At 64.3% G+C, this 12,003-nt stretch carries 13 protein-coding genes and 1 tRNA gene; 9 read left to right on the top strand and 5 right to left on the bottom strand.

Annotated elements, in window-relative coordinates:
- Positions 1–377: 377 nt before the first annotated feature.
- Positions 378–1,595 carry an MFS transporter gene (locus ACWKWX_RS01075; RefSeq protein ID WP_416426909.1) on the bottom strand — a complete coding sequence of 406 codons (1,218 nt, stop codon included), beginning with the start codon at positions 1,593–1,595 and terminating at the stop codon, positions 378–380.
- Between the two features lie 252 nt (positions 1,596–1,847).
- Between ACWKWX_RS01075 and ACWKWX_RS01070 the strand changes: the two genes are divergently transcribed.
- The 5 genes from ACWKWX_RS01070 (at position 1,848) to ACWKWX_RS01050 (ending at position 5,577) form a co-directional block, all read left to right on the top strand.
- A tRNA-Met gene (locus tag ACWKWX_RS01070) sits at positions 1,848–1,924 on the top strand.
- A gap of 161 nt (positions 1,925–2,085) precedes the next feature.
- A complete protein-coding gene (locus ACWKWX_RS01065) occupies positions 2,086–2,550 on the top strand; it encodes a Panacea domain-containing protein (RefSeq protein ID WP_483826840.1) in 465 nt (154 codons plus the stop codon).
- Positions 2,551–2,559: 9 nt separating this feature from the next.
- A complete protein-coding gene (locus tag ACWKWX_RS01060) occupies positions 2,560–2,988 on the top strand; it encodes a hypothetical protein (protein WP_483826839.1) in 429 nt (142 codons plus the stop codon).
- A 434-nt stretch (positions 2,989–3,422) separates the two neighbouring features.
- A complete protein-coding gene (locus tag ACWKWX_RS01055; protein WP_483826838.1) occupies positions 3,423–3,746 on the top strand; it encodes a DUF6124 family protein in 324 nt (107 codons plus the stop codon).
- A gap of 139 nt (positions 3,747–3,885) precedes the next feature.
- Entirely contained in the window at positions 3,886–5,577 is a 1,692-nt protein-coding gene (locus tag ACWKWX_RS01050) for an acid phosphatase (RefSeq protein WP_483826837.1), read from the top strand.
- Positions 5,578–5,680: 103 nt separating this feature from the next.
- Here ACWKWX_RS01050 and ACWKWX_RS01045 read toward each other — a convergent pair whose 3' ends face one another.
- Positions 5,681–6,367 carry a TerC family protein gene (locus ACWKWX_RS01045; protein ID WP_483826836.1) on the bottom strand — a complete coding sequence of 229 codons (687 nt, stop codon included), beginning with the start codon at positions 6,365–6,367 and terminating at the stop codon, positions 5,681–5,683.
- Positions 6,368–6,460: 93 nt separating this feature from the next.
- On the opposite strand from ACWKWX_RS01045, the gene ACWKWX_RS01040 reads away from it, so the two are divergent.
- Complete coding sequence (locus ACWKWX_RS01040) at positions 6,461–7,402, top strand: 2-hydroxyacid dehydrogenase (protein WP_483826835.1); 942 nt, start codon at positions 6,461–6,463, stop codon at positions 7,400–7,402.
- A 3-nt stretch (positions 7,403–7,405) separates the two neighbouring features.
- On the opposite strand, the gene ACWKWX_RS01035 is transcribed toward ACWKWX_RS01040, so the two are convergent.
- On the bottom strand, positions 7,406–7,804 hold the full coding sequence (locus ACWKWX_RS01035) for a tautomerase family protein (protein WP_483826834.1): 399 nt from the start codon (positions 7,802–7,804) through the stop codon (positions 7,406–7,408).
- A gap of 105 nt (positions 7,805–7,909) precedes the next feature.
- On the opposite strand from ACWKWX_RS01035, the gene ACWKWX_RS01030 reads away from it, so the two are divergent.
- Positions 7,910–8,767: a LysR family transcriptional regulator gene (locus ACWKWX_RS01030; protein ID WP_483826833.1), complete on the top strand. Its 858-nt coding sequence runs from the start codon at positions 7,910–7,912 to the stop codon at positions 8,765–8,767.
- Here ACWKWX_RS01030 and ACWKWX_RS01025 read toward each other — a convergent pair.
- On the bottom strand, positions 8,759–9,346 hold the full coding sequence (locus tag ACWKWX_RS01025) for a D-Ala-D-Ala carboxypeptidase family metallohydrolase (protein ID WP_483826832.1): 588 nt from the start codon (positions 9,344–9,346) through the stop codon (positions 8,759–8,761). The two genes, ACWKWX_RS01030 and ACWKWX_RS01025, sit on opposite strands and share 9 nt — an antisense overlap.
- A 190-nt stretch (positions 9,347–9,536) precedes the next feature.
- Between ACWKWX_RS01025 and ACWKWX_RS01020 the strand changes: the two genes are divergently transcribed.
- Positions 9,537–10,697, top strand: coding sequence for a hypothetical protein (locus ACWKWX_RS01020; RefSeq protein ID WP_416426918.1), 1,161 nt, complete (start codon positions 9,537–9,539; stop codon positions 10,695–10,697).
- 99 nt (positions 10,698–10,796) lie between these two features.
- Here ACWKWX_RS01020 and can read toward each other — a convergent pair whose 3' ends face one another.
- Entirely contained in the window at positions 10,797–11,432 is a 636-nt protein-coding gene (can, locus tag ACWKWX_RS01015; RefSeq protein ID WP_416426919.1) for a carbonate dehydratase, read from the bottom strand.
- A gap of 148 nt (positions 11,433–11,580) precedes the next feature.
- Here can and ACWKWX_RS01010 point away from each other — a divergent pair, with 148 nt between their 5' ends.
- Positions 11,581–11,994: a serine kinase/phosphatase gene (locus tag ACWKWX_RS01010; RefSeq protein ID WP_416426920.1), complete on the top strand. Its 414-nt coding sequence runs from the start codon at positions 11,581–11,583 to the stop codon at positions 11,992–11,994.
- Positions 11,995–12,003: the final 9 nt, after the last annotated feature.

The following is a 12,003-nucleotide window of genomic DNA, read 5'->3' as shown; positions in this document are numbered from 1 at the left end:
GGCGTGGCGCGATTGTGGCGCGATTCAAAATAATCGCGCCATTTGCGCCCCCACACGCACCCCGTAGCCGCTGCCGGCAGGCGGCGCTGGCCCTCGTGTACGCTGCAGATCTTCACCGTGGCACACGCCCTGCGCAGCCTGGCGGCTGCGGCTACAGGTCCGGTGGTCGGTGGCGCGGTTGTTCGGGCGGCGTGGCGCGATTGTGGCGCGATTCAAAATAATCGCGCCATTTGCGCCCCCACACGCACCCCGTAGCCGCTGCCGGCAGGCGGCGCTGGCCCTCGTGTACGCTGCAGATCTTCACCGTGGCACACGCCCTGCGCAGCCTGGCGGCTGCGGCTACGAAAAGGCCCGCATCGCGCGGGCCTTTTCGTGGGTCAGGCTTTGCGCGTATTAGGCAGCAATATCGTCAGGATGCCGAACAGCGGCAGGAACGAGCACAGGGTGTACACGTACTCGATGCCGTGAATGTCCGCCAGATGCCCCAGCAGCGCAGCGCCGATGCCGCCGAAGCCGAACATCAGGCCGAAGAACACCCCGGCGATCATGCCGACGTTGCCGGGCACCAGTTCCTGGGCGAACACGACAATGGCCGAAAACGCCGACGCCAGGATGAAACCAATGATCACGCTGAGCACCGTGGTCCAGAACAGGTCCACGTAAGGCAGCGCCAAGGTAAACGGCGCCACGCCCAGGATGGAGAACCAGATCACCGCCTTGCGGCCGATCTTGTCGCCGATGGGGCCGCCGAAGAAGGTCCCCGCCGCCACCGCCCCGAGGAACAGGAACAGGTGCAGCTGCGAGCTGGCCACCGACAGCTGGAACTTCTCGATCAGGTAGAAGGTGAAGTAGCTGGTGAAGCTGGCCATGTAGAAGTACTTGGAGAACACCAGCAGGCCCAGCACCACCAGCGCGGCGGTGACGCGGCGCTTGGACAGGCCGTGGGTGGCTTGGCCGCCCTTCTTGGCCTTGAACAGGTTCAGGTGTTCCTTGTACCAGCGGCTCAGCACCCAGGTAACGCCCAGGGCGAACAGCGCGAAGACGCCGAACAGCGCCACGTTGCCCTGGCCGAACGGAATGATCAGCGCCGCCGCCAGCAGCGGCCCGAATGCGGAGCCGGCGTTGCCGCCCACCTGGAAGGTCGACTGCGCCAGGCCATAGCGGCCACCCGAGGCCAGCCGCGCGATGCGCGAGGTTTCCGGGTGGAAGGTCGACGAGCCAATGCCCACCAGCGCCGACGCCACCAGAATCATCGGGAAGCTGCCGACGAAGGCCAGCATCACGATACCCACCAGCGTACAGATAGTGCCCAGCGGCAGCAGGTTCGGCTTGGGGTTGCGGTCGGTATAGAAGCCCACCCACGGCTGCAGCAGCGAGGCGGTGATCTGGAAGGTCAGGGTAATCAGCCCCACCTGGGTGAAGCTCAAGCCGTAGTTGGCCTTGAGCATCGGGTAGATGGAGGGCAGTACCGACTGGATCAGGTCGTTGATCAGGTGCGCCAGCGCGCAGGCGCCGATGATGCGCATCACCAGGGGGCTGGTCTGCGCCGCAGCGGCCGCCGGGGCCGAGCTGGTTTGAACGTTGGTTATGGCCATCAGGCAAATCTTCCACACAACGGGTAGGAACGCTGCTCAGCGTGCCGCAAACGAGTGCACGTCCAGCGCATGGGGTCCTAATGTGCCATTTTTCGGGGCGGGATTGCTAACAATGAAACAATTTATGTCCGAACGGCCCGGGTTTTCCGGCCCGTTCGTCCGTGTGGACCCTAACCTTTTGATCACACGTAAAAAATTTTCAAAAAGATGATTGACACATGTTCGTTCTGAGGGAATAATGCGCGCCATCTTGGCTACATAGCTCAGTTGGTTAGAGCATAGCATTCATAATGCTGGGGTCCGGGGTTCAAGTCCCTGTGTAGCCACCAAGTACGAAAAAGAGCTTACCGAAAGGTAGGCTCTTTTTTTTTGGCTTGGGAAAAGTCCTACGCAATGATCAGGCCGGGCTGATCGACGCTTCGTGGAAAAGAGCCCATCGTGCACTGCCTGCACAGATACCTTTTCCCTGCTACAGCGCACCGGAGGCCCGATGGCCGCAAGCACAGCAAATGGGGTAGCCGATTATCTCCTGTGGTTCGCCCAGGAGCACGGCGACGTCCTCACCGCCTTGAAGTTGCAGAAACTGATGTTCTACGCCGATGCCTGGCACATGGTCATGAACGACGGCGAACCGCTGATTCCCGAACCATTTGAAGCCTGGGTTCATGGCCCCGTGCATCGCGACACGTATCACCGGTTTTCCCAGTTCCGCTGGCGCTCGATTCCCAGCGACACACAAAAACCAGCCCTCGCCCCTGCCATCCAAACCTTTCTGGATGAGGTCTACCGTGTTTTCGGCGGGTACTCGGGGTACGAACTGGAACAGCTGACCCATCAGGAACGCCCGTGGTTATCCGCCAGAGGCCAACTGGCGCCGGATGCGCCCTGCACAAATGCCATTGATAAAGGCATCACCCGCGATTTCTACACAGAGATGTCCCACAGCGACCAATAGGACACAACCATGGGCATGAAGGCAGGACGCCTCCCACAATCGGAATTGAAAATGCGGGCCGGTACTCCAGACGCCCGGCAACGCATCAGCTTTTCGTTCCGCCACATAGAGCAATCCCACGACAAATTTCACTACGACAGCCGCGAAGCCCGGTACTTCTGCAGGTTCATTGCCCGCCTAAGCGCCCTCAGCAACTTCTCCGTGCAGGAGTTCCACGCCAACCGCTCCTCTGCGATTCGGGCCCACCCCATAGCCTGGGATCGCACTTCCGAACCCAAAGGTTTTCACCATCTGCACGAACAGCTGAAAAGCACCACTCCATTCCAGTTTGCAGTCAGCGCCAATGAACATGGCCGGGTTCATGGCTTCTTTGTAGACCATGTGTTTTTCGTGGTTTGGCTGGATCCGGACCATCGGCTGTACCAGAGCAGCAGATAAATAACCGTTCAGCCCGGACGCAGCCTTCGGCAGCTGCTACAGCGCCCCCGTAGCAGCTGCCGAAGGCTGCGTCCCGAAAGCGAAGTCCGCTTAAAGCCTTCATGAAACACCTTGTCTCACTGCGGCATTTCTAGATCTTTGGGAAATGTCCTACCCTGCGGTCGGCCGTTTCGGATCGTCGAACCAAACCCGCTGCTTTAGTCTTCGGTTGCCATTGAAAACCAATGGCCGGGTTAGCAGACCCGCGCAATTACCGATCTTCGCATAGACGTTCCGCGAGCCAGGCTTAACCAGCCTGCATCTCATGGCGGCTGTGTGCAGGGCACCTTCGGGTGCGCCGGGATCCGATCGGCCGGTCTGCTAACCTGCGTACAGCTGCCACCTTCGTTTAGCAGCGAGCAGTGGTAGCTCCATTTACCGAACGGAGCTACACCATGACCAAAATCGTCCCCGACCCACCGCATCCCCCCCTCGACGCAGCCCCCAGCGAACGCTTCTTCACCACCCACACCGAACCTCACAACGACGAACACCACCTCTTCACCGTGCGCGAAGGCATTGGCATCGACGACATCCTGCAGCACGCCAGCGAACTGCTGACCTGCACCGCCAGCTCAGCCTACGAACTCGCCGACAACTACATCGGCGACCAACGCGGCCAGGCCATGGCCCTTTACCATCTGGTGAACATGGCGAACACTCTGGTGGGTGCTGCGCTGGAAAGCCGTGATCGGCAGGGCAATCGGCTGGGGCAGTAAGCGGGTAATCATTACCTTGGGAAAGGCCTTCGCTTTTCCCGAGGGAACCCGCTGAAACAAACCCGCCCCACAACCGTCACAAACCACTGCTACCCTCCCGACCAGTATTTTTTTGTTACGCCTGACCAGGGATGCCGTGATGAGTGACAAGACTGACGATATCCAAGCCCCCTCCTCCCCCTTGCTGCCCGACACCAGCCGCCGCCGTTTCCTGGGTGGCGTGGCGGTGCTGGGCGTGGGCGCGGCGACGCTGAGCGCCTGTGGCAGCACCAATGACCAGCCGGGCAAGGCCGACGAGCACCCGCTGTCGCCCAGCGAGCTGGACAAGGCGCTGGCCGACAACGTCAAGACGGTGGTGGTGATCTACGCCGAGAACCGCAGTTTCAACAACTTGTTCGCCAACTTCCCTGGCCTGGAACAACCGCTGGCGACGCTCAAGCCCGAGGAGCACCAGCAGCGCGACCGTGACGGCAGCCTGCTCAAGACCCTGCCACCGGCCTGGGGCGGCACCCTGCAGCTTGGCCCGCAAACCGTGGATGGCGTGACCTACGCCCCGGGCGTGCAGTACCAGGAAAACCTGCCCAACGCGCCGTTCGCGCTGAAAGGCCCGAACCAGGAAGACCTGCCCCTGGGCGTGGTGACCCGCGACCTGTGGCATGTGTTCTACCAGAACCAGATGCAGATCAACGGCGGCAAGAATGACCAGTTCGTGGCCTGGGCCGACTCCGGCGGCCTGACCATGGGCTACTACGCGCAGACCCAGTATTCCCTGCGCCTGTGGGACGTGGCGCGCGAGTTCGTGCTGTGCGACAACTTCTTCCAGGGCGCCTTCGGCGGCTCGTTCCTCAACCACCAGTACCTGATCAGCGCCACCGCGCCGTTCTACCCCAACGCCAGCAGCTCGGTGGCCAAGGAGCAGATCGCCACGCTGCAGAGCGATGACCCGCTGGACACGCGCCTCAAGCCCCTGGACAAGTCCCCGGCCAGCGCCATGACCGGCGCCCCGGCGTTCGGCCCCAGCGCGCTGACCCCGGACGGCTTCGCCGTGAACACCATGGCGCCGCCCTACTGGCCAACCTGGATCCGCGACCCGGAACGCCCAGACTACTCCAAGCCGGACCTGGCCAGCGTGCTGGTACCCCAGAGCCACGAACACATCGGCGACAAGCTGAGCAAGAAGAACGTCGACTGGGCCTGGTACGCGGGCGCCTGGCAGGCCACCCTGGACCAGTACAAGGACTCGGGCGGCATCCCCAAGATCCCCAACTTCCAGTATCACCACCAGCCGTTCAACTACTTCAAGCAGCAAGGCCCGGAGAACCCGGCCGAGCGCCAGAAGCGCCTGCGCGACGGTGGCCTGGGCGACGAGCCCGGCAGCAACAAGTTCCTCGCCGACGCGGCCGCCGGCAAGCTGCCCGCCGTGACCTTCTACAAGCCCCAGGGCAACCTCAACATGCACGCCGGCTACGCTGACGTGGCCGCCGGCGACCGGCATATCGCCACCGCCCTGAAGGTGCTGCGCAACAGCCCGCAATGGAAAAACATGGTGGTGGTGGTCACTGTCGATGAGAACGGCGGCTGGTGGGACCACGTGGCGCCACCCAAGGGCGACCGCTGGGGCCCGGGCACGCGCATTCCGGCGCTGGTGGTGTCGCCGTTCGCACGCAAGGGCACGGTGGACCACACGGTGTATGACACCGCGTCGATCCTGCGGCTGATCACCCGGGTATTCAAGCTGGAGACGCTGGACGGCCTCAAGCAGCGCGACGACGCCATGGTGGCACGTGGACAGAAGCCCATGGGCGACCTGACCAATGCCCTGAAATTCTGAGACCGTAGCAGTGGCCGCCAGGCCGCGTCATGGCGGCCACGGTGCGTCAGGCTAACCGCACATGCCGTCTGACGCAGCCTGGCGGCAGCTGCTACGCGGCTGCTCACAGGCGCCGCGCCACCAACCGCCGGTTCCACGCCTGCCCTACCACCAGCACCAACCCTGCACCCACCACGCTGGCGGCATAATGCTGCACCGCCACGCTACCCGGCAGGTACCCCGCCAGCGCCGGATCCGCCACCGCCATGCCGCCGGCAATCCAGCCAATCAACGCCCCGCCCAGCTGAATCACCACCGGGAAACGCTCCATGGCCGTCAGCACCAGGCGGCTGCCCAGCACGATCACCGGGATGCTGATCAACACCCCGAAGCTGACCAGGTAGATATTCCCAGCGCCCGCAGCCGCCACCGCCAGCACGTTGTCCAGCGACATCACCGCGTCGGCGATGATGATGGTCTTGATGGCATTGAACAGGTGCACATCGCCACGAATGTCGGCATGCCCGTCCTCTTCGCGAATCAGCAGCTTCACGCCGATCCACAGCAACAGCAGCGCCCCCGCCAGTTTCAGGTAAGGCAGCGACAACAGTTGCATGGCAAAGAACAACAGCACCACGCGCAGCAGGATTGCCCCCGCCACACCGCCCAAGATGGCCTTGCGCCGTTGTTCGCGCGGCAGGTTGCGGCAGGCCAGGGCGATGACCACGGCGTTGTCGCCACCCAGCAGCAAATCGATGGCGACAATCTGCAACAGCGCGGTCCAGACAGCGGGGTCGGTCAACCAGGACATGAAATAAACTCGCAGGGCCTTGAATAGTCATTGACCATTGTCGCCAGGAATCGGTCAATGGGCGCCTGACTTACTTTATTCCGGAGGGAACCCATGAGCGCAACGGTCCTGGTGCTGGTGGAAGCCGTCAACGACTACCTGCATATCCTCGAAGACAGCGGCTTCACGCTGATTCTGGCGCCCACCCGCGAGCTGCGCGCCGCCGCCATCCGCGACCACGGCCAGCGCATCACCGCCGTGCTCACCCGTGGCCCGCTGGGGTTCTTCGCCGATGAAATGGCGGCGCTGCCGCACCTGAAAATCATCTGCGTGATCGGCGCCGGCTACGAGCACGTGGACCTGGCCGCCGCCCATGCCGCCGGCATCACCGTGACCAACGGCGCCGGCGCCAACGCCTCGTCGGTGGCCGACCACGCCATGGCCCTGCTGCTGGCGCTGGTGCGCGATATTCCAGGGGCCGATGCCTCGGTGCGCCGCGGTGAATGGCGCAAGCTCAGCCGCCCCACCCTGGAAGGCGGCCGCCTGGGCATCCTGGGCCTGGGCGCAGTGGGCCTGGCGATCGCCAAGCGCGCCGCGCGCGGTTTCGACATGACCGTCACTTACCACAACCGCCGCCCACGCACCGACGTCGACTACCACTACTGCGCCAGCCCGGTGGAACTGGCGGCCTCCTGCGATTACCTGGTGATCGCCACTCCCGGCGGCCCGAGCAGCCAGCACGCCATCGACAAAACCGCGCTACTGGCCCTGGGGCCGCACGGTTTCGTGGTGAATATTGCCCGCGCCAGCGTGATCGCCACCGCCGACCTGATCGAGGCCCTGCAGCAACGCACCATCGCCGGCGCGGCGCTGGACGTGTTCGACGACGAGCCCGCCGTCCCTGACGCGCTCAAGGCCCTGGACAACGTGGTGCTCACGCCACACGTCGCCGGCCTGTCGCCCCAGGCCTCCGAGGCCACGGTAAACCTGGTGAACCAGAACCTGCTGGCCTTCTTCGCCGGCCAGCCGGTGCTGACGCCCATTCCCTACCCGTGAAGCTCAGGCCTGGGGGTGCTGGTAGCGGTACTCCTGGGTAATGCCGGCGTAGCTGTAGGCCGAGGCGCGGCAATCGATCAGGTGCACGTTGGAGTGCGAGTGCAGGTTGCCGATGCGCTCGGCCAGCAACGCGTAGGCCTCGCGCTGGAACCGCGCCTTCTGGTCCTTGGTGGTGGTTTCGTCAGTAATGGTCACCTGCAGGCGGAAGGCGTCCTTGCCCAGCTCGGCCAGGCTGCGGTTGTAGATAAACCACTGGGCGCGGGGCAGGAAATCCACGGTCACCGTGGTGCTCTGCTGCTGTTTGTCGAGGATGGCGCAGGTGAGCTCGGTCAGTTCGCGCGCCAGCACGGGCACCAGGGCGTCCTTGGGTTCACCGGAAATCAGTAAGGTCAGGCCAGGCATGATGTTGCTCCTTGTGGGTGGATTGCGCCCTGATCATCGCCCTTGCTCCATCATCGGAAAAGCGGGATATTCAGAGCACATCCATCGGCAAAAGGCGTGATGACCGTGAGCCGCTTTGACCTCGATTTGCTCAACACCCTGACCGTGGTCGCCGAGGCCGGCACCCTGGCAGCGGCGGCCGAACGCCTGCACCGCTCGCAGTCCGCGGTCAGCGAGCAACTACAGAAACTGGAAAGCTTCTGCGGCCAGCAACTGTTCACCCGCAGCAAGCGCGGCACCCGCCTCACGCCTGCGGGCGAGCGCCTGCTGGGCCACGCGCGGCAGTTGCTGGACCTCAACGACCAGGTGCTGCACGACATGCGCGGCACCGGCCTGAGCGGCGACCTGCGCCTGTTGATAACCGACTACTTCCGCCCCAACGCCATCGCCCCGCTGCTCAAGCGCCTGGCCGAACGCTACCCCGGCCTGCGCCTGCACGTGACCGTGCGCAAGAGCGCGCTGATCGAGGCCGAACCGGCAGATTTCGACATCGGCCTGTACATGCAGATCCTCCACGACCACGCCCAGCCGCTGCTGGCGGGCGTGGAACCGGTGCGCGACGAACGCCTGCACTGGGTGATCGCCGAACACCTGGCCGCCGAACGCCCCGCGACCCTGCCACTGGTGGTGCTGCCCGCCACCTGCTCGCTGCAGGGCCTGGCACTGGACATTCTCGAACGGGCCCGGCGGCCCTACCTGGTGGCCCATTCAGCCTCGGGCGTGGCCGGCCTGCAATCAGCGTTGAGCGCCGGGCTGGGGGTGGCCTGCCTGAATGAGTCGTCGATACCGCCGGGCACTGTGCCGGTGCCGGCCAGCTGGCAATTGCCGGCGCTGCCAGCCGTGCAGTTTCGCGCCAAGGTCAACGCGCACAGCGGCGCCTTCGCCCGCGACGTGCTGGGCGTGCTCAAGGCGCATTTAACCTGACGCTGGCTGCAGGCAATAGGACGTGCGCGCGCTGTAGTCGTCACCCCAGGTGCGGTAGCCCGTGGTGTCCAGGTGCACGCGCCCGGATGGGTAACGGCTGAGGCCCAGCTGCCATTCGCCGCCGTGCTGCTTCCAGAAATCGCACAGGCGCTGCGGGTCGGCGCTGCCCTCGGGAAACGCCAGGTCCACGGCAAACGCCTGCACATGGGCGCTGTGGGCGGCGCCGCCGGCGCAGGCGTTCAGGCGCTTGCCGCGGTACGCCGAGACCACCTCGAAATGGTTCAGCACACCTTCGCGCTTGAGCGTGGCCAGCAGCTGCAAGGTCGACTCCACCGCCGGCCAATGACTGGCCGGCGGCACCGCAAACGGCTGTGCCTGGCACTGCTGCCAGTCGCTGGCCGTGCGCAGCAGCTGGTACAGCGGCACCACGGTGTCGACCTTGCGCTGCACCAGGAAGCGCTCGAAGGCCGCGGTATCGTGATGGCGAAACCAGGCCACGAACAGGGCTTCGTCGCGTGGGTCGTCAGCGTGGGCCACCGCGCCATACAGCAGCATCCCCAGGATAAAAATGGTTTTCATGACACCGCAGTGTAGCCGCTGCCGCAGGCTGCGCTGGGCCTATGTCTTGCTGCAATTTTTGGGTTGTTCATCCTGGCCAGCGCAGCCTGGCGGCAGCGGCTACATGACCACACACTTTTTTTCTCGGAAAGCATTCCCCGGTAACGCACACTCGCGCACTATTCGGCCTCTCACTGACAAGGAGTTATGCATGCCAAAGGTTTCCGCGCTCGCCACTGCACTTGCCGCCCTGACCCTGGCCGGGGCCGCCCAGGCAGACATCCAGATCGACCTGGGCAGCACCCAGCGTGTGACCCAGTTGTTTGCCTACCCCAACAACTGCAATGTCATCTGCTACAAGAACTGGACGCTGGAGCAGACCGTCGAGCACTACCTGGACCAGAGCCTGAAACGCGACGGCTACAGCCAGGCCACCGTGCGGGTGACCACCGACAACCAGCAGGTGTTCGCCACCCTCAAGGGCGTGCCCGACAACTACGACCAGCCGCTGGTGCAGTTGCTCAACGCCGGCGACCTGGCCTACAAGGGTGCCAGCCAGCTCAACGCCGACAACAAGTGGGCCTACAACTGGTACCTGTTCCTGCCCCTGGGCATGGCCCTGGAAAACCGCCGCAGCGTCGAGCTGCTGCACTTCCCGCCAGACTATTCGCTGACCCAGGCCCAGGACTACCTGCGCTCCAACACCACTGACCGCTGGGCCCAACTGCTCACCGACAACGGCGTGGCCGCCGAGCAGACCCCGGGCTACCAGACCATCATCGACATCGCCCCCATCGCCGCGCCCGCCACCGCCGGCAAGGACCTGGAAGGCGTGTACGGCTACTTCCAGGATTACCAGACCACCATGGTCAAGCAGGTCAGCCAGAACCTGGCCGGGCAGACCCTGCCCATGGTCGCGTTTGGCGCGCCGGTACGGGCCTGGATCAAAGCGCAATACGGCCAGAGCCTGAACGTGCTGGGCCTGGCCAGCATCAGCCCCAACCCTGGCCAGAACGTGCCGGTGCTGGGCGCCAACCACCCCAGCTACATCTGGAACGCGGCAGACCCGGCCAACTACGACAACAACGTGCAGGAAGCCGATGCCGTGGGCCTGAAGGTGATGGGCCAGGACCTCAGCGCCGCCTGCTGGCAGGCCGGCATGGGCGGCAACCCGAAGGCCGACGCCCAGGCGACCCTCAGCGCCTGCATGCAGAAATGGCAAGTGACGGACAAGGAGCAGACCTGCGAACTGTTCTACACCTCGGTGCGCCATGACACGGCCGAGCAGGCCAAGGCGAAATGCGCCACGGCGCCGGTGAGCAAGGTGCTGAAGACCCTGAAGGCACCGCTGGTGGTGCCCGAAAGCATCTAACTCGTAGCAGCTGCCGAAGGCTGCGTCCGGGCCCGACGCGATAGGCGTGGGGCCTTTGACGCGGCCTGGCGGCCGCTGCTACGGGAGTCAGTCTGGCTCTTACAGCGGGCGCAAACGGTACTGCGGCGGCAGTTGCTCGAAGCCGCTGATGTTGGCGCCCAGGCTTTTCCACAGGCCATCCTTGATGCCGTAGATGCAACCGTGCACCGACAGCGGCTGGCCGCGGTGCCAGGCGTTCTGGACGATGCTGGTGTGCGCCACGTTGGCCACCTGCTGAATCACGTTCAGCTCGCACATACGGTCCACCCGCTCTTCCTCGGTGGGCAGCTCGGCCAGGGCCAGGCGGTTTTCGTAGTACAGGTCGCGAATCGAGCGCAGCCAGCCGTCGATCAGGCCGAACTGGCGGTCCTGCATCGACGCCCGCACGCCACCACAGCCGTAGTGGCCGGTAACCAGGATGTGCTTGACCTTGAGCACGTCAACCGCGTACTGGATCACCGACAGGCAGTTGAGGTCGGTGTGCAGTACCACGTTGGCGACGTTGCGGTGCACGAACAGGTCGCCCGGCAGCATGCCGACGATCTCGTTGGCGGGCACACGGGCGTCCGAGCAGCCAATCCAGAGAAACTCCGGGGTCTGCTGGCGCGCCAGCTTGGCAAAGAAGTCGGGATCCTTCTGCTTGATGCCTTCGGCCCAGCGGGCGTTGTTATCAATCAGTTCCTGTAGATCGTTCATGTTCTAGCCTCGAAATTGGTGCGCAACCTATGACTGGCGCCGGGCGCGCCGGGTCACGCGCAAGCCGCGATGGCCGGCTCGATACAGGGGGAATCTTCATGAAGGCCACGGGTCCACCCTATTAAGGCCCCAAACATGAGGAATTGCCATGACCGAGTCACACCGCCCGATGCACGCGCCACAACCGGCGCCCATCGACGACAACGAAGACCGCATGGGCTCCATGGAAGAGCTGCACCTGGACCAGGATGAGCCATCGGCAAAGATCGGCGACGAGATGACCAACCCGGAGCTGGAACAGCAACTGCCACCACGCCGCGCCCGCGAAGCCGGCATGACCGGGGCCTCGATGGACGACCATGAGCCCACTGACGACGACATGAGCCCCGAGACCTTGATAGAGGAAGACGGCGCCCGCGACGCCGACGAACCCGGCCGTGGCCGCGCGGCAGACTCATCGCTGAGCGTGGTGGACGAGGACGACATCGGCGGTGGCGATGGCCTCGACGAAGCGGAGTGGGCGCAACTGGACCCGCTGGACGGCAAGCCGGAAAACCGCTGACGGCATGCG

It is taken from the genome of Pseudomonas imperatae (genome assembly GCF_057128625.1).
Note: the sequence above shows the minus strand (reverse complement) of the source record. Positions and strands in the feature narration are given on the sequence as shown.

Excerpts from the sequence above, each read along its gene's own strand:
- ACWKWX_RS01035 (WP_483826834.1), bottom strand. The coding sequence starts at position 7,804 with ATGCCTGGCCTGACCTTACTGATTTCCGGTGAACCCAAGGACGCCCTG.
- ACWKWX_RS01045 (WP_483826836.1), bottom strand. The coding sequence starts at position 6,367 with ATGTCCTGGTTGACCGACCCCGCTGTCTGGACCGCGCTGTTGCAGATT.
- ACWKWX_RS01060 (WP_483826839.1), top strand. The coding sequence starts at position 2,560 with ATGGGCATGAAGGCAGGACGCCTCCCACAATCGGAATTGAAAATGCGG.
- ACWKWX_RS01050 (WP_483826837.1), top strand. The coding sequence starts at position 3,886 with ATGAGTGACAAGACTGACGATATCCAAGCCCCCTCCTCCCCCTTGCTG.
- ACWKWX_RS01040 (WP_483826835.1), top strand. The coding sequence starts at position 6,461 with ATGAGCGCAACGGTCCTGGTGCTGGTGGAAGCCGTCAACGACTACCTG.
- ACWKWX_RS01025 (WP_483826832.1), bottom strand. The coding sequence starts at position 9,346 with ATGAAAACCATTTTTATCCTGGGGATGCTGCTGTATGGCGCGGTGGCC.
- ACWKWX_RS01020 (WP_416426918.1), top strand. The coding sequence starts at position 9,537 with ATGCCAAAGGTTTCCGCGCTCGCCACTGCACTTGCCGCCCTGACCCTG.
- ACWKWX_RS01010 (WP_416426920.1), top strand. The coding sequence starts at position 11,581 with ATGACCGAGTCACACCGCCCGATGCACGCGCCACAACCGGCGCCCATC.
- can (WP_416426919.1), bottom strand. The coding sequence starts at position 11,432 with ATGAACGATCTACAGGAACTGATTGATAACAACGCCCGCTGGGCCGAA.
- ACWKWX_RS01055 (WP_483826838.1), top strand. The coding sequence starts at position 3,423 with ATGACCAAAATCGTCCCCGACCCACCGCATCCCCCCCTCGACGCAGCC.
- ACWKWX_RS01075 (WP_416426909.1), bottom strand. The coding sequence starts at position 1,595 with ATGGCCATAACCAACGTTCAAACCAGCTCGGCCCCGGCGGCCGCTGCG.
- ACWKWX_RS01065 (WP_483826840.1), top strand. The coding sequence starts at position 2,086 with ATGGCCGCAAGCACAGCAAATGGGGTAGCCGATTATCTCCTGTGGTTC.